The 16,651-nt window shown below is 57.2% G+C and carries 12 protein-coding genes; 5 read left to right on the top strand and 7 right to left on the bottom strand.

Going from position 1 to position 16,651, the window contains the following annotated elements:
- Positions 1–233 precede the first annotated feature (233 nt).
- The 4 genes from ABD890_RS20805 to ABD890_RS20790 all read left to right on the top strand — a co-directional run bounded on the left by ABD890_RS20805 (position 234) and on the right by ABD890_RS20790 (position 5,902).
- Positions 234–1,886 carry an arylsulfatase gene (locus tag ABD890_RS20805; RefSeq protein ID WP_345094183.1) on the top strand — a complete coding sequence of 551 codons (1,653 nt, stop codon included), beginning with the start codon at positions 234–236 and terminating at the stop codon, positions 1,884–1,886.
- 301 nt (positions 1,887–2,187) lie between these two features.
- Positions 2,188–3,366, top strand: a complete 1,179-nt coding sequence (locus ABD890_RS20800) for a substrate-binding domain-containing protein (protein WP_345094181.1) — start codon at positions 2,188–2,190, stop codon at positions 3,364–3,366.
- 11 nt (positions 3,367–3,377) lie between these two features.
- On the top strand, positions 3,378–4,889 hold the full coding sequence (locus ABD890_RS20795; protein WP_345094179.1) for a sugar ABC transporter ATP-binding protein: 1,512 nt from the start codon (positions 3,378–3,380) through the stop codon (positions 4,887–4,889).
- 14 nt (positions 4,890–4,903) lie between these two features.
- Positions 4,904–5,902 carry an ABC transporter permease gene (locus ABD890_RS20790; RefSeq protein ID WP_345094177.1) on the top strand — a complete coding sequence of 333 codons (999 nt, stop codon included), beginning with the start codon at positions 4,904–4,906 and terminating at the stop codon, positions 5,900–5,902.
- A 45-nt stretch (positions 5,903–5,947) separates the two neighbouring features.
- Here the strand turns inward: ABD890_RS20790 and purQ are convergent, their stop codons facing one another.
- The 4 genes from purQ to ABD890_RS20770 form a co-directional block, all read right to left on the bottom strand.
- Positions 5,948–6,727 (bottom strand): phosphoribosylformylglycinamidine synthase I, encoded by a 780-nt coding sequence (gene purQ, locus ABD890_RS20785; protein WP_345094175.1) that lies wholly within the window; start codon positions 6,725–6,727, stop codon positions 5,948–5,950.
- 23 nt (positions 6,728–6,750) lie between these two features.
- On the bottom strand, positions 6,751–9,675 hold the full coding sequence (gene purL / locus ABD890_RS20780; protein ID WP_345094174.1) for a phosphoribosylformylglycinamidine synthase subunit PurL: 2,925 nt from the start codon (positions 9,673–9,675) through the stop codon (positions 6,751–6,753).
- Positions 9,656–10,513 carry a prephenate dehydrogenase gene (locus ABD890_RS20775; RefSeq protein WP_345094172.1) on the bottom strand — a complete coding sequence of 286 codons (858 nt, stop codon included), beginning with the start codon at positions 10,511–10,513 and terminating at the stop codon, positions 9,656–9,658. Before ABD890_RS20775 ends, purL begins: the two co-directional genes overlap by 20 nt.
- Positions 10,514–10,710: 197 nt before the next feature.
- Entirely contained in the window at positions 10,711–11,856 is a 1,146-nt protein-coding gene (locus ABD890_RS20770) for a hypothetical protein (protein ID WP_345094170.1), read from the bottom strand.
- 310 nt (positions 11,857–12,166) lie between these two features.
- On the opposite strand from ABD890_RS20770, the gene ABD890_RS20765 reads away from it, so the two are divergent.
- A complete protein-coding gene (locus ABD890_RS20765; RefSeq protein ID WP_345094168.1) occupies positions 12,167–13,225 on the top strand; it encodes a type II secretion system F family protein in 1,059 nt (352 codons plus the stop codon).
- Between the two features lie 72 nt (positions 13,226–13,297).
- Here the strand turns inward: ABD890_RS20765 and ABD890_RS20760 are convergent, their stop codons facing one another.
- The 3 genes from ABD890_RS20760 to ABD890_RS20750 form a co-directional block, all read right to left on the bottom strand.
- Positions 13,298–15,022 carry a flotillin family protein gene (locus tag ABD890_RS20760; protein ID WP_345094166.1) on the bottom strand — a complete coding sequence of 575 codons (1,725 nt, stop codon included), beginning with the start codon at positions 15,020–15,022 and terminating at the stop codon, positions 13,298–13,300.
- A gap of 121 nt (positions 15,023–15,143) precedes the next feature.
- Complete coding sequence (locus ABD890_RS20755) at positions 15,144–15,779, bottom strand: hypothetical protein (RefSeq protein WP_345094164.1); 636 nt, start codon at positions 15,777–15,779, stop codon at positions 15,144–15,146.
- Positions 15,780–15,973: 194 nt separating this feature from the next.
- Positions 15,974–16,543 (bottom strand): hypothetical protein, encoded by a 570-nt coding sequence (locus ABD890_RS20750; RefSeq protein ID WP_345094163.1) that lies wholly within the window; start codon positions 16,541–16,543, stop codon positions 15,974–15,976.
- Between the last annotated feature and the right edge of the window lie 108 nt (positions 16,544–16,651).

Raw genomic sequence — 16,651 nt, 5'->3', positions numbered from 1 at the left:
TCCTTTGGAAAACGTTCGCCTCCCCCGCCAGGGATGAGGTAGATTCAAGCGGAAGTTGTTCGATAAACCGCAGGCCGACGTTCGTAGTCCAGCTCGTATCTCGAAACAAAAGCCTGTCGACGGTTCTTTGGACCGCCCAACAACCACCGCGGTTCCTTGTTAAGGGATCGCAAAACCGGCCAGTTTTCGCTTGAACTATCGATTTTTTAATCACCCCACGAAGTGAGGTCGCGATGCGTACGTTTCAGTTCCGCGGTTTATCCGTATGTTGTTTGATGTTAGTAGGCCTGCTGGGCATGGCTCTGCCTGGCGAAGCCGAAGCCAAGAAGCCCAACATCTTGTTCATCGTTTCGGACGATACCGGCTATGGTGACTTGGGTCCTTACGGTGGCGGCACCGGACGTGGGATGCCCACGCCGAACATCGACAAGATGGCTGAAGAAGGCATGACCTTCTTCTCGTTCTATGCCCAGCCAAGCTGCACGCCTGGTCGCGCTGCCATGCAGACCGGTCGTATTCCCAATCGTAGCGGTATGACCACGGTTGCCTTCCAAGGCCAAGGGGGCGGTCTGCCCCAGGCGGAATGGACTTTGGCGTCGGTCCTGAAGAAAGGCGGCTATCGCACTTACTTCACCGGCAAATGGCACTTGGGCGAATCGGACTATGCTTTGCCGAACGCACACGGCTACGACGTGATGGAGCATTGCTTCCTCTATCACTGCAACGCGTATACCTACGGCGACCCAGAGTGGTTCCCGGACATGCCAGAAAAGATGCGCGAGTTGTTCCAGAAGGTCACCAAGGGTTCGCTCTCGGGCAAAGCTGGCGAAGCACCGAAAGAAGACTTCAAGGTGAATGGCGAATACGTTGATAAGCCGGAAGAAGGCATCGTCGGGATTCCTTTCCTCGACAAGTATGTCGAACAGTCGGGCATCGCATTCCTGGAAGAAGCCGCAAAGAATCCTGATCAGCCGTTCTTCATCAATATCAACTTCATGAAGGTGCATCAGCCGAACCTGCCAGCACCGGAATTCATACACAAGTCGCTCTCGAAAACGAAGTATGCCGACTCGATCGTCGAACTCGATACGCGTATCGGCAACGTCATGAAGAAACTGGAAGAACTGGGCCTCGCCGAAGACACGCTGGTCTTCTACACCACCGACAATGGTGCCTGGCAAGACGTTTATCCGGACTCTGGTTACACCCCGTTCCGTGGTACCAAGGGTACCGTGCGTGAAGGTGGTAACCGTGTGCCAGCCATCGCGATCTGGCCAGGAAAAATCAAGCCAGGCGTCCGCAATCATGACATCATTGGTGGTCTCGACCTGATGGCTACGTTTGCTTCGGCTGCCGGCGTCGAACTGCCAAAGAACGATCGTGAAGATAAGCCAATGATGTTCGATAGCCACGACATGATTCCCGTCTTGACCGGGACTGGCGAATCGCCCCGCAAGGCTTGGTTCTACTTTACCGAGAATGAACTTTCGCCAGGTGCGATTCGTGTCGCCAACTATAAGGCGGTTTTCAATCTGCGTGGTGACGATGGTCAAGCTACCGGTGGTCTGGCTGTCGACTCGAACCTGGGTTGGAAGGGTGCCGAGAAGTACGTCGCAGGCGTGCCGCAGATCTTCGACCTGTACCAAGATCCTCAGGAACGCTACGACATCTTCATGAACAACTACACGGAACGCACGTGGACCCTGGTCGGGTTCAATATGGCGGTCGCCGAGTTGATGAAGACCTATGCGAAGTATCCACCTCGCAAGCTGCAAAGCGAAATCTACACCGGCCCAGTGACCATCTCGGACTACGAGCGTTACGAGGACGTGCGTGAGATTCTGAAGAAGGGTGGCATCGCGATCCCGCTGCCGACCGGCAACTAACGTCACTATCGACGTCGAATCGAGGGGCAACGGTAGATCGATTGCCCCTGCTACGAATCGCAGGACCAGCGAGACTTCGGTATCGCTGGTCCTTTTTTTTGCGCCGACGGCGGCAACGGTTTCTAGTTACCGCTTTCGTCGAGTCTGTCGGCTGTAAGGAAACGATGGGAAACAGCTTGCGCCCTGTTGCTCATTAATGCCGGAGATAGTTGCCTTGAGGTTGTTTGCGGCTTAAGATAGCGTTTTTCTCGTCTATTTTCGTTGTTTTCCCCTCGCATTATCTCCTCGAAGGATTCGACCCGTGAAACGACTTCCCAGTTTGATGCTGGTCATGCTCGTAGCGACCGCCATGGTCAGCTGCCGGGCCAAGACCGAAAGCCCCACGACGGGCAGCGGTGGTTATGACTTTCCCATCGAGGCAGGCAAGTACCGGATCCTCGGCATCCGGACCGACAACACCGACCATGCCCGAGCGAAGCAGAACGCCGAGTCCGCGATCGGCAACAACCCGAACCTGAAGGCGATGGTGGGGCTGTGGGCTTACAATCCTCCGATGATCCTGAGTGCCGTCGAAGGTGCCGGCAAACTTGGTGAGATCGAGATCATTGGCTTCGACGAAGATCCGGTCACGCTCAAAGGAATTCAAGAAGGCAAAGTCTACGGCACGGTCGTGCAGCAACCGTTCGTGTTTGGCTACAAGTCGGTCGAGTTCCTTTCGGCAATGGCTCGCGGGCAGGATCTCGATATTCCAGAAAGCAACTTGATCTTCGTGCCGTTCAAGTCGATCCGAAAGGACAACGTCGATGAACTTCAGGCCGAACTCAACCGCATCAAGGCAGGTAACGGAACGCCACCACCGAACAATCAGCCCAACTACGACACCAGCAAGAAGGTGAAGATCGCGTTTCTTACGAACACGGTCGATCCTTTCTGGAACTATGCCGAAGAAGGCGTTCGCGTGGCCGAACCGATCTTCAATGCGGAATGCGAAGTCTATCATCCGCCAAATGGCACCCAGGAAGAACAGAAGCGTTTCATCGAACGCAAGATTGGTGACGGCAGCGTCGCTCTTGCGATGAGCCCGAGTTCGCCTGCCAGTCAGACAAGCCTGATCAACAAAGCGGTGGAAGCCTTTGACGGAAACGTGATCTGTCACGACTCAGATGCACCGCAAAGCGAACGCAAGTTTTACATCGGTACGCACAACTACCTGGCTGGCCGCGAAGTGGGACGCCTGGTGAAGGAAGCGATTCCAGATGGTGGCGATGTGATGATTTTCGTCGGCATGATGGAGCAGTTGAACGCCCAGGAACGCAGTGCTGGCGTCATCGACGAATTGATGGACAAGCCGATCCCGCCTGAGATCGCCAAGTACATGCCGAAGGAAGAACCGGCCGAAGAGACACCAGCCGAAACGCCTGCCGTGGAAGAAACGCCGATGAAGTCCGACGAAGCCGCCGCAACGGAAGCGGGAAGCTAAGGTCTCATTCTATGAATCCCGCGCCGGTTCCGTTCCTGGAAGTCGATCAGGTCTCGAAGCGATTCCCTGGGGTGAAGGCCTTGTCCGAGGTCTCGCTTCAGGTCGGCGTCGGGGAATCGATTGCCGTCATCGGCGAGAACGGCGCCGGCAAGAGTACGCTGATGAAGATCCTGGCCGGGATCCAGCAGCCGGACCGTGGCACGATTCGGATCGATGGCAAACCGGTCGAGGTCCGCAGCGTTACCGATGCCCAGCGGCTGGGGATCGCCTTGATCCATCAAGAACTGAACCTCTGCGATAACCTTTCGGTCGGGGCGAATATTTACCTCGGCCGCGAACCGCGCAAGTTCGGCTGGATCGACCAGGCAGCGGTGAATGCCAATTCGCGAAAGTATCTGCAACAGGTCGGGCTCGATATCGATCCTCGCAAACCGCTCGCCGAGCTTTCGATCGGACAGCAGCAATTGGTCGAAATTGCCAAGGCGTTGTCGTGTAATGCTCGCCTGCTGATTATGGACGAACCGACCTCCAGCCTTTCGGCTCGGGAAGTCGAGCGTTTGTTCGGGGTGATCCAGTCGCTCCGCGCCGATGGCGTCAGCATCGTTTACATCTCACACCGCTTGAGTGAAGTGCATCGCGTCTGCGATCGCGTGGTCGCCCTGCGTGACGGTCAGAACAGCGGCGGGCTCAGCCGCGAAGAAATCTCGCACGATAACATGGTGCGACTGATGGTCGGGCGCGAGCTCGATCAGTTTTATGCCCATCAATCGCAAACGCCGGGCGAGGTCGTTCTGCAAGCGAAGTCACTCCGAACGCATGCTCATCCAGGCCACGAGATCAGTTTTCAGTTGAAAGCAGGCGAGATCGTGGGCCTGGCAGGGCTGGTCGGGGCAGGGCGGACCGAATTGTTCGAGACCCTGTTTGGCGTTCACCCGCCCATTGGCGGTACGGTGGAAGTCGCCGGCAAGCCGGTTTCGATTCGTTCGCCACGCGATGCGATTCGGCACGAGGTGTTTCTCGTCCCGGAAGACCGTAAGGCCCAAGGACTGGTCTTGCCGATGGATGTCGGCCAGAACACGTCGCTGCCAGGGCTGCATCGCTTGTCGTTTCTATCGTGGATCGATCATGGCAAAGAACAGCGCCTGATTGACGAGATGATCGAGCGGATGCATGTCAAGACGCCCAACTCGCGGCAGATCATTCAATATCTGAGCGGGGGCAATCAACAGAAGGTGGTCATTGCCAAGTGGCTGGCGATGCATCCCAAGGTGCTTCTGCTGGACGAACCGACCCGTGGGATCGACGTCGGGGCGAAGCACGAGATCTATGAACTGATGGAAGAGCTGGCCCGTCACGGGGTGGCGATTCTGTTTGTTTCGAGCGAGATGGAAGAGATCCTGGGCATGGCCGATCGCGTGCTGGTGATGCACGAAGGGGCCTTGGCCGGAGAACTGACCCGCGACCAACTCAGTGAAGAGTCGGTCATGAATTTGGCAACTGGACAGAAGCTGACGGCGGTTTGAAAGAGAAGCACTGAATGCTCAAGAATATCGTTCTTTTCCTGTTGATCTTTGCCATCTTCGGCGTGACGGCCGCCAACGCTCCGACCTTCGCCAGCGGCTACAACCTCGACATCATGGCGCGGTGGACCGGTCTGTATGGCATCATGGCGATCGGCGCTGCGTTCGTGATCATTGCCGGCGGGATTGACCTGTCGATGGGCTCGATGGTTGCGTTGGTTGGCGTGCAGTTCGGCATTCTGATCAACGATCAAAACATGGATCCTTACCTGGCCATGGTGATCGTTCTGGTTGGTGCCATGCTGATCGGATTGGGCTACGGGCTTCTAATCACGAAGCTGAAACTGCAGCCGTTCGTAGTCACGCTTTGCGGTCTGCTGGTCTTGCGGAGCCTCGCCCGATTTCTCGCCCAGGACAACAAGATCTCGAACTTCGTCCGGCCGGAAGGGGGAACCGACATCGCGTACCTCACCAACTGGCATGTTCCTTACCTCGGCATTCCTTTGCCCCTGGTGATGCTGGCGGTGATCGCGATTGTGTCGTCTTTGGTGCTGAACAAGACGACGTTCGGCCGCTATTTGAAAGCCCTGGGGAATAACGAACAAGCAGCCCGGTTCAGTGGCATCAACACCGACTGGATCACGATCTCGGCCTACATGATCTGTGCGTTGATGGCAGGGATCTCGGCAATCTTGTTCGCGATCGACCTCAACAGTGTCGGCCCGAACGAAGCCGGGACGTTCTACGAACTGTATGCCATCGCCGCGGCAGTGCTGGGAGGGTGCAGCCTACGGGGCGGCACTGGATCGATTCTAGGTGTGGTGCTGGGGACGGCGATCTTGCGAGAGCTTTACCAGGCGATCGAAACGTTGGAGTTCTCGGAACTGGAAGGTACCGTGATCGGCGTGGTGATTCTGGTCGGGGTGATCGCCGACGAGATTATCCGCCGCGTGGTCGATGCCCGGCGGCGAAAACGCGAAGCGAATGCTTCGAGTGAGATAGCGGCCAGCGGCTAGTTGACGCTCAAGTTCAACCAGCCGCAACGCTTGGCAGATGAACTTCTAGGCGAAGTACTCGACCGCATTCTGGAACAGCTTCAAACCGTCGCCAGGGCTGTTGCCTTCACCGCGAGTCCAACGCGGGTGATGCGTGCGATCGATGTAGCGTTCAGGATGCGGCATCAGACCGAAGATTCGACCCGTTTCGTCGCAAACGCCAGCAACATGACGCTGGGCACCGTTCGGATTGTCGGGGAACGAGACCGAATCTTCCCCATCGCGATCGGCGGTGTAAGTCAAGCAAAGCTGCTGACCAGCTTCCAGAGCGTCCAACGTCGCTTCGTCGCGAGCCATAAAGCGTCCTTCGGCGTGAGCCACCGGCAGGTACATCTGATCGATGTCCTTCAGGAAGACACACTTGCTGCCGGAGGTCTTCAGGTTCACCCAACGATCTTGGAACATCTGGCAGTCGTTCCAGGCCAACGTACTGGCAGGCAGGCCACGTTCGTCGTCGGCTAGAAGCAAACCGGTTTTGATCAGGATCTGGAAACCGTTACAGATCCCCAGAATCAGCTTGCCGTCGTCGTGGAATTGCTCGACGGCATCCATCAAATGGTGACGGAACAGGCTACCGACAATCCGGCCGGCCGAGATGTCGTCGCCATAGCTGAACCCGCCCGACAACGCCAGAATCTGGTAGTCGTTCAGGATCTCGGGCTTTTCGAGGATGCGATTGAGGTGGATACGATCAGCCACGGCTCCAGACTGCTCGAAGGCGTAGGCCGTTTCGAGGTCGCAGTTGGTACCGGGAGAGCGAATCAACAAGGCTTTAGGCTGAGCCATCGGTAGAATTCTTTCCTTGTCACTTACCAATTCAGGGGAGCTTGCCAAGCCTGTTTCAACAATTCGATCGGCTCGTCGAGCAATGTCAGTTCGCCTTGTTGGACGACCAGTTCCTTGTGCTCGGCCACTTGACCGATGTGGGCGAATGGAGCACCGGCCAGGGCAGCTTCAAACTCAGCGGCCGACGATTCCGGTACTTCACAGACAAAACGGGTATTCGATTCGCTGTAAAGCAGCGTGATTGCAGTTGGATTGTCGAGCTGGTGCGGGATCTTATCGATCGACACGCTCGCACCGACGCCACCAGCGAAAGCCATTTCCGCCAGAGCGATCGCCAGGCCACCTTCCGACAAGTCGTGACATGCCCGAACGGTACCGGCCTGGATCGCGGCATGAATACCGTTGAAGACTGTCTTCGCCAGATCGGTGTCGACCTGCGGAACCTGGCCACCCGCCTTGCCGTTGACCAGGGACCAGTGCGATCCACCCATTTCGTCCTTCGTCAGACCGACCAGGTACAACCGGTTGCCCGGCGACTTGAGGTCCATCGTCACGCAGGTCGAGACGTCGTCGACTTGCCCCATGGCACTGATCAGTAGGGTCGGCGGAATGGCGATCGTTTTCTTGTCGCCATGGTCGTCGAAGTAGCTGAATTCGTTGTTGAGGCTGTCTTTACCGCTGATGAACGGCGTTCCGAGGGCGACCGCCAGATCGCGACAGGCCAAGGCGGCACGCACCAGGCTTCCCAGCGTTTCCGGACGATCGGTATAGCCCCAGCAGAAGTTGTCGAGGATGGCGACCCGCGAAGGATCGGCACCCACGGCCACGCAGTTGCGGATCGCTTCGTCGATGGCACTGGCAGCCATGTCGTAGGTATCGAAGTCGCCGAAATGCGGGTTCATACCGCACGACAGAACGATACCCTTGCGGCTATTCAGAACAGGTCGAACGACGGCGGCGTCGCTCGGGCCATCGTTCTTCACGCCGACCAGTGGCTTGATCACGCTGCCGCCTTGGACCTCGTGGTCGTATTGGCGGATGATCCATTCCTTGCTGGCGACATTGAGCGAGCTGAGGATCTTTCGCAGATCGTCACCCACCGAGTCGACCGCTTCGGAATTGATTTCCAGAGGAGCCAGCGTCGGCGGAGTGTAAACGGCGTCGCGAACGATCGGTGGGCGACCGTCATGCAGGAATCGCATGTCGATCTCACCGACCTTGTTGCCGTTGTAGGTCAGCGTCAGATTGCCAGTCGGGACAAACTTGCCAAGCACGACCGCCTCGCTACCTTCCGACGCGAAGAGGGCTTCCAGCTCGGGCCATTTGTCTTCTGGCACGGCCAGGACCATGCGTTCCTGTGCTTCGCTGATCCAGATTTCCGTATAGGACAAACCTTCGTACTTCAGTGGAGCCTTTTCGAGCCACACTTCCGCACCCAGTTCTTCGCCCATTTCGCCGACGGCACTCGAGAAACCACCGGCACCGCAGTCGGTCACCGCGTTGTACAGCTTGCGGTCGCGTGCTTCGAGCAAGACGTCGAGGACCATCTTTTCAGTGATCGCGTTACCGATCTGGACCGCACCACCGCTGAGCGATTCGCTTTCGCTGGTCAGTTCAGCCGAGCTGAACGTGGCACCATGGATACCATCACGGCCGGTACGTCCACCAACAGCCACGATCAGGTCGTTCGCTTTAACTTCTTTGAACGACATATCGACCGGAATCAGACCGACGTTGCCGCAATAAACCAGTGGGTTGCCCAGGTAACGTTGATCGAAGTAAACGGCACCATTAACCGTAGGGATACCCATGCGGTTGCCGTAATCGCGGACGCCGCTCACGACACCCTTCATCACGCGACGCGGATGCAGCACACCTTGCGGCAGGCTACCTGGGTCGGTTTCCGGTGGTGCGAAGCAGAAGACGTCGGTATTGCAGATCGGCTTGGCACCCATACCGGTGCCCATCGGGTCGCGGATCACGCCGCCGATGCCGGTGTTGGCACCACCGTAAGGCTCGAGGGCACTTGGATGGTTGTGCGTTTCGACCTTGAAGCAGATGTTGTATTCGTCGTTGAACTTGACGATACCGGCGTTGTCTTTGAAGACGCTGACGCACCAGTCTTCTTCGCCCAGCGTTTTGCGGATCTGCTGCGTGGCGGCGAAGATCGTTTCCTTCAACATGTTGTCGAAGCGAAGCTCTTGCTTTTCGTCTTTGTAGGCGATCTTGCCGGCCAGGGTCTTGTGGCTGCAGTGTTCGCTCCAGGTCTGAGCGACCGTTTCCAACTCGATGTCGGTTGGATCGCGGCCCAATTCCTGGAAGTAGTTCTGAATGGTCTGCATTTCGACCAGGGTCAGGTAAAGTTGGCCTTCTTTGCTCAGGCGTTCCAGCCCGGCGTCGTCCAAGGCACGGATACCGACCGTCTTCAGCTCGAACGGCTGCGATTTGCCAAACGAGAGGCGATCGAGATCGATCGGGCCCTGAATGACCTGTTCGACCGAATCGTTCGCCAGCAGCTTGGTGACCAGACGCTCGGTCTGAGAATCGTCGAGGCCGCCGATCCAGAACTTGCGGAATGTACGCACCGCTTCCGCTGGTTTCCCAAAGTCGGCGATTGCGGCCTGGGTACTTTGGGCGACTGGATCCATCACGCCCGCCTTAGGCATGACGTGGATCAGCCGGTCGTAGTTGTTCGCCGGGGCTTCTGCCAGGATCGCTTCGCCGGCCTGGGCGACGACGCCCCGTTCCACGACGTTATCGACCAGCAGTTGGTCCGCCAGCAGCTTGATGTGATCCGCATCGAAATCGGCTTGGACGAGAAATCCGTGGGCCGTGGCAATTTCGAGGTGGGTGGCAATTTGCAGGTCTTCGGCGTCAGCAACGATGGCGGCGGCCAATCGATCGACGTGTCCCGAAGCGGGATAGATATCAACTTCCCACAATGTCACGGTGGTGCTTTCCCTGTTTTAAGAGCTTAATCCAGTGCTCGTCCTGACCCGCTTCCAGCGATGCCCGGAAGGCAGTCAGCAATTTCTCAAAGTTCGCTAGCGACTGCAAGACGTGGCCCCGATTGGTGGTGAGGATCTGACGCCACAATTCAATGTCGCCAGCAGCAATTCGCGTGGTATCGCCCCAACCGGTACTTGTTAACGAAAGCATCGCTTCCGGGGTCGATGCCGCCAGCAAGGCGGCAATAACGTGGGGCATGTGGCTCGTAACCGCGACCGAAGCATCGTGCTGGGCCGGGCTCATTTCCATGACGGTCGAACCGAGAGATTCCCAAAATTTGCGGACAGTTGCCTGGGCGGTTCGATCGGTTTCAGCGACTGGCGTGACAATTGTGACCCGATCTTGAAACAGATTGGCCACGGAATGTTCCGCCCCGCTCTTGTCACTGCCGGCCATGGGGTGGCTGCCGACGAAGTAGACATCTTTGCGGCCCCGAATCGACTCGCTCGTATGGAGGGTGTCGACAATCTCCTGCTTGGTGCTGCCGGCATCGGTAATGATGGTGCCAGGCTGGCAGAAGGGGACCATCTGTTCGACCATCGGAACAATCGATTCGACGGGAGAGCAAACCACCACCAGGTCGGCTCCTCGGATGCCTGCTTGCCAGTCGGTGGTTCCCTCGGTGATGCAGCCGAGCCGTTGAGCCCGCGAGAGCTTCTCTTGGCTACGACCAATCCCGACGACTTTGGCGGCGACGTTATATTTTCGCGCGGCTAAGCCAATCGAGCCACCAATCAGCCCAACGCCGAGAATCGCGATTTGTTGGAATTCAGGCATGTGGGGGTAGTTTAAGGGGGACCAGGCAAACAAGATGGAGCCGAGATTATAGCAAGAATCCACCGCTTAGGACGACCAGTCCTGGCGATTTCGGGGGAACTTATGGCCTGCCACGCCCCCCCGGAAATCGACAAGAGCCTGGATGGACACGCCAGCCAGGCTCTTGGAATTGTTTGAAGCGACCGTGTCGCGTTCGTTTACTGCTTGTTCGGCATGCGAACCAGCGTCATCGGATGGGTCGTGCCGTCGCCGTAATGCACGACGACTGGGGTTTCTGCTTCGGTCAGGCTCTTCACGTCGGTTTGGAAGACAACTTTGTCATTCTTGGCCACGTGCCAGGCAACTTCCTGGGTTTGCTTGTTGACCGAACCAGTCAGCGGCTGGCTATTGTCGGACAGAACGTTGTAGTACGAACCACCGATTTGACCGCTCTTGCTGACGGCGAGTTGCATCAGCATCTGGGCCTGAGTCTGGTTTCCTTCCACCAACGCATACACGCCCAGAGGCATCCACTCTTCGTCCGACGGGGCAGGGCCTGGCTGCGACAACTGCTGCGTGGCTTCGGCATTAACCGGCGTCGCTGCCGTGGTGTCGGTTGAGTAGACCACGGTATTGTTGTTGTAGGTATAGCTAACCGGAGTTGTTGACATGCCGACGACCCAGCCAGTCACCGCACCCCAACTGGCCGCCGCCCAAGCATCGGCATGTGGGTACTGATAGTGGAACGCATTCGGATGAGCCGCGTACCACTGTGGCGAGAATGGTTCTGGCTGATTGGCCAGGTGCTGGTTCACGTTGTTGTAGATTTCGTTCGAGCGATCCGAAACGTTCTGCTTTGTTTGATCGATCTTCGGCTGCAGTTCGTTCTTCTTGTCTTGGATCTGCTGCTGATGATTGCCGGATGGCTCACGCGTTCCGTCGGAAAGGCCGAGGAAGTTTTGCAGCTTGTCTTGCGAAACGGCGTCGCCACGTTGGAAGTTGCCGGAACCAGGCTGGAATGACTTTCCTTCCAGCAGGTTCGACAGTTTGTCTTGCCCTTGCGGACGCAGGTTACTTAGATTGCCTCCGCCAGAGTTCAGTCGATCTGAGAGGTCGCCACCCGCACGGCCGGAAAGGTCACGGCTGCCAGCGTTGAAATTGCCGGAGCCGATGTTGCCACCCAGGTTGCCGCCAGGGCTGATATTGGGGGAAGGACGGCTTCCGCCTGAAAGGCGACTGCCACCCAGATCGGCGCCACCACCACCACGACGCCCACCGCCACCACGTGGTCCAGCTTGAGTTTCCGCAACAAACATGGCCAGCGTGGCTACGGCAACGATTCCAAACAGCGTCGGGCTTTTCATGATGGTCTTCCCAGATCGATAGCGAGCAATGATGACGAGAATGCAGTCGCCGATGGACGACGATTCTTTCCACAACCATAGGACTAACTCGCCCGTAAGATGGAGGGTTTCAGGTCTCTTTAATGAAAGATCTCGAATTAGTGATTCCGCAGCGGGTGGCAACTGCGCGACAAGCATGGCTGGCAAAATCGGAGTAAATCGCACGAACTGAACGTTTTGCGGGGGGGATTGCGAATCGTTCCGCCCTGTTGCTTTGCACCGAGGTCTTATCGATGATGGAAACCATCGCCGACCACGCTGGAAAACCGACATGCTCTTTTCGCCTCGCATCAGCACGGACAACCTGGTTCGATTTTGTCGCCGGATTGGCAATCAATTCCAGGCCGGCGTCGACGTGCGACGCATCTTCCAGCGCGAAGGAGAACGCGCCAGCGGTACGCAGCGACGCATAATGCTCGACATCCTGGAGCTGATCAACGAAGGAACGGCTCTCCCAGATGCGATCGACTGCACCGGCAAATACTTCCCAAAGCTTTTCCGCCAGATGGTTCGTCTGGGTGACGAAACGGGGAAGCTCGGAACGGTCTTCCTGGAAATGGCTGACCAGTACGAACAACAAGTCACCATGCGACGGACATTCGTCAAAGGGGTGACGTGGCCTTTACTGCAATTGATTGTCGCCATCTTGATTGTAGGGGCATTGATTCTGGTGCTGGGCTTTCTGCCCAAGGTCAATGGCAAGCCGATCGATGTGCTGGGCCTCGGGCTGATCGGGATGGAAGGCCTGGCGATCTATTTCTCGGTCATCGGGATGATCATCTTCTTCATCTTCTGGACCTACATTTTGTGGACTCGTGGCAACTTAAGCTTCCTGCAGCTTGATCGCGTCGCGATGAGTATCCCGGTCCTCGGCAGTCCGATCCGGACGTTGTGCCTGCAGCGGATGTCGTGGGCGATGGCGATCACCATCGGCGGCGGCATGGAGATTCGCCGAGCGATGCGGCTTTCGCTGGAAGCGACGCATAGCCGTTATTACATGCAATTCGCCGATCAGGTCGATCGAGAGCTGTTAGCGGGGGAAGAGATTCACGACATCCTTCGCCGCACCGGAAGTTTCCCGGTCGACTTTCTCGATGTCGTCGAAACGGGCGAGATCTCAGGCATGTTGGCCGAATCGATGGACAAGCTGGCGTCGCTCTATCAAGAGAAAGCGAAGGCTGCCCTGCACACGCTGACGGTAATGGGTGGGATGCTGGTGGGGCTGATCGTTTCAGGGTTGATCATCATGGTGATCTTCCGCCTCTTCGGCTTCTATATTGGCCAGATCAACGACGTGCTCGAGAATCCGTTGGGCGATCCTCGTCGATAGTGCCGCCACGAAAAAAGCCCAGGCAATGTACCTGGGCTTTTCTGGATTGGACGCGGACTAAGGACTTCAGCGTTAGTTGGCCGAAGGTTCCGTTTCGGTTGGGCTGCTCTTGCCGTTGGCGAGCGATTCGGGATCTTCCGCATAGCGAATCAACGCTTCCGGCAGTTCGATGCCACCGATGTCTTTCATGACTTGCATCATTGGAGGCAGCGTTTTGGCCATGCCGCTGAGCCAGTCAGCGGTGTTAGAGCGGCCATTCTGATTGCCACCTTCCCAGACGACGACCTTGTCGAACTTGATGTTCGAGATTGCCTTGGCACTCGATTCGGCCAGGTTGTCGAGGTGTTCCAGCAGCATGAGTTGGAACGCTTCTTTGCTGCCACCGCACGCTTCGACGATTGCCTTCAAACCGGCACCCTTCTTGGCGAGCTTTTCGTATTCACCGCGAGCTTCCGCTTCTAACTTGGCGAAGATGGCGTCGGCGTCGGCTTCTGCCAGGATACGGCGACGGGCAGCTTCGGCGGACGAGTCGACTTCGATCTTGGCCTTTTCGGCTTTGGCTGGAGCTTCGAGCAAGGCACGTTTTTCCGCTTCGACTCGTTCGGCCTCGGCAATGGCCGCTTTCGCCAACGCACGGTTTTCGGCTTCCTTCACCGCACCTTCGGCTTCCTTGCGGCGGATTTCACCCAGTTCGTACGCTTCGGCTCGTTTGACGGCCAGTTCTGCCTTCGAGGCAGCAACCTTGGCTTCCGAGTGGTTTTCCCCTTCGATGGCCGTGGCATCTGCTTCGGCGATTTTGATACGCTTTTGACGTTCGGCGTCTTTCACCGCAGCTTCCCGCTCGAACTCGGCGTTACGTTCACCAATGATGGCGGCGGCGTCGGCATCGGCGATACGAATACGCTTTTCACGTTCGGCGTTTTTGACCTGGGCTTCTCGTTCGTACTCGGCGGCACGTTCACCGACGGTTTGTTCTTTATCGAGTTCGGCGATGCGGATCGCTTGTTCGCGTTCGGCTTCACGCGTACCGATCATTCGAGCCTTGGTTGCGTTGGCGACTTCCACTTCCCGTTCGCGTTGGGCTTGAGCGACGCGAATTTCACCCATCTTTTCGTTTTCGGCAACGTCACCACGAGCCTGTTGAATGGCGAGCGAGGCAGCCTTCTGACCGATGGCGTCGATGTAGCCCGACTCGTCGGTGATGTCGGTGATGTTCACGTTGATCAGGCAGAGGCCGATTTTGTTGAGTTCTGGTTCCAAGCTGCGCTGGATATGTTCGAGGAACGTATCGCGATCGCGGTTGATTTCTTCGATCCGCATCGAGGCGATCACCTGACGCAATTGGCCGAAGATCAATTCTTCTGCCTGCTTGCGAATTTCGTTGGTGGTCAAGCCGAGCAGACGGACAGCGGCGTTATCCATGACGCCGGCCGTGGTACCGATGGCGACCGTAAAGCAGCTGGGCACGTTGACGCGGATGTTTTCCGACGACAGGGCACCACGCAGCGGGATTTCAATTTGAATCGGTTCCAGGCTCAAGTAGGCATAGTCCTGGATCAGCGGGATCACGAACTTCGCACCACCATGCACCGTTTGAGCCGACTTGCCCCCACCCGTGCGACCATAAACGACGAGCACACGGTTGCTCGGGCAACGCTTGTACTGGCTCTTCAATATCATCAGAAACGTGACGAAACCCATCACGGCCAGAATGGCAATGATCGAGATGATCCCCATGGTTGTGCCGAAGAAACTGAACATTCCTTCGCCTTGGGCAAGCATTGATACGGTGTGCATGAGATGAATTCCTTGGTGACAGGGCTCGGTGCCGGTACGGTCCGCGCGCAGCGGCATCTAGGTATGTGTAGGTTACGAAGACCCCAACCCGGGGAAATCGATAGAAGTCGAAGCGTATTTTCTACGTGGTTTGTGCCGGTTGTTCCGGTTGCGCGGAACCAGGCCGAACTTCCACTTCGGTCACCAGCGGCACCACCAGCACGATGGTCGGGCTGAGCACTTCGACGACCTGAACCGGAGTCCCGGTCGTCAGCTTGGTCTCGGCCGTCGTTTGAGCCGCGTATTCGACGATCTGATCCTGAACGCGGATCTGAATCTTGCCGACCCCTTCCTGATGCGGAGGGATCGGGATGTAGACGGTACCGTTTTCACCCACCGAGTTGGCAATGCGAACGGTGCCGTCCTGAGCCAATCGCAGCATGACCTGCATCAGCCAATGCACGGCATACATGGCCGCGATGCCAAATGCGACGGCAATGGCGAACGAAACCGGTTCATTCAAGCCGGCAGAAAGACACGCCAGGCCGGCGAGGCCGAAGAAGGTGAAGGCGGTCACGAGCGTCTTGAACGAAATCACCCCGAACAAAGCGGTCGAGCCATGCGCATCGCCGGTATAGTCATCCGGAATGTCGTCGGGGATCTCGTCCGGCAGGTCGGTTCCTTCCAGCCCGATGCCCACGACCGCCAGCAGAAACTGGAGGACGAAAATCGTTCCAGCCACAACAGCACAGCCGAAAAACACCCAGTACAAGGACATTGGACCGACCTTTCCACAGAGACGAGCAGTTCAAACTAGTAGTATCACCCGGGTATTCGCCGCCGCTACGGGAATATTGGCCGCAATTTCGGGTTTTGCGACCGGGGCTAGGCTTCTGCTCGTATCTTGGGGTACGGCCTGGGACCCGTCAACGAAAATCCCCAGCAAGGCCAGCTAGACGAGGGGGTAAATGCTTACTGTGAGCCAAGTTTGCTCAGCGTTTCCGGCAACTCGATGTTGCGGGGCAGCTCGGGCAGAATCGTGTAAATTTGGTCCTTCGTCTGGTCGTTGTAATCGACGTAGGTCCACTTGTCCGAGCCGACTTTGCGCATGCCAATCATCGCCCCCTTTTGGTCGAGTGAGTCATCAGGGAACGTGGCATGGGCCTCGGTTGCGATGATGGCGAACTCGTACTGCGGGGTGCGATAGAACGTTGGATCACCGACAGGAACAAACCGGTCGTAGTTCAGTTGCAGGGCTTTGACCTGGTCGAAGACCAACTGCATCAACTCGCGAGCCTTCTCTTCGCCACCCATCATCTTCAGGGTGTTGGGATGCGTCAGTTCCAGCAGTGGATCGATCTCTTGGTTCAACGTCGCGTCGATCAAACGCTTGGTATCGCCCAAGACTTTTTCCGACTCGACCGAAACGTAATCAGGATCGGTGATCGGTTCGGCTTTCGGTTGCTGCTGGCAACCAACGGTTAGGGTCAGCGAGGCAGCAAGCAAAACGGCAGAAACTTCCAGGCGATGGAAAAGCGACATAACGAACCCTGGCATGAAATAGAAAGAGATCGGGGCACCGACAGTTTACCTCCCGATCGGTATGGGAGCCAATCGAAACGAGTCTCTCGTCCACAATTCCGCCTAGCG

The organism is Bremerella cremea, from assembly GCF_039541315.1.
Lineage (GTDB): Bacteria > Planctomycetota > Planctomycetia > Pirellulales > Pirellulaceae > Bremerella > Bremerella cremea.
The sequence above is the reverse complement of the archived record's forward strand: the minus strand, read 5'-3'. Positions and strand labels throughout refer to the sequence as shown.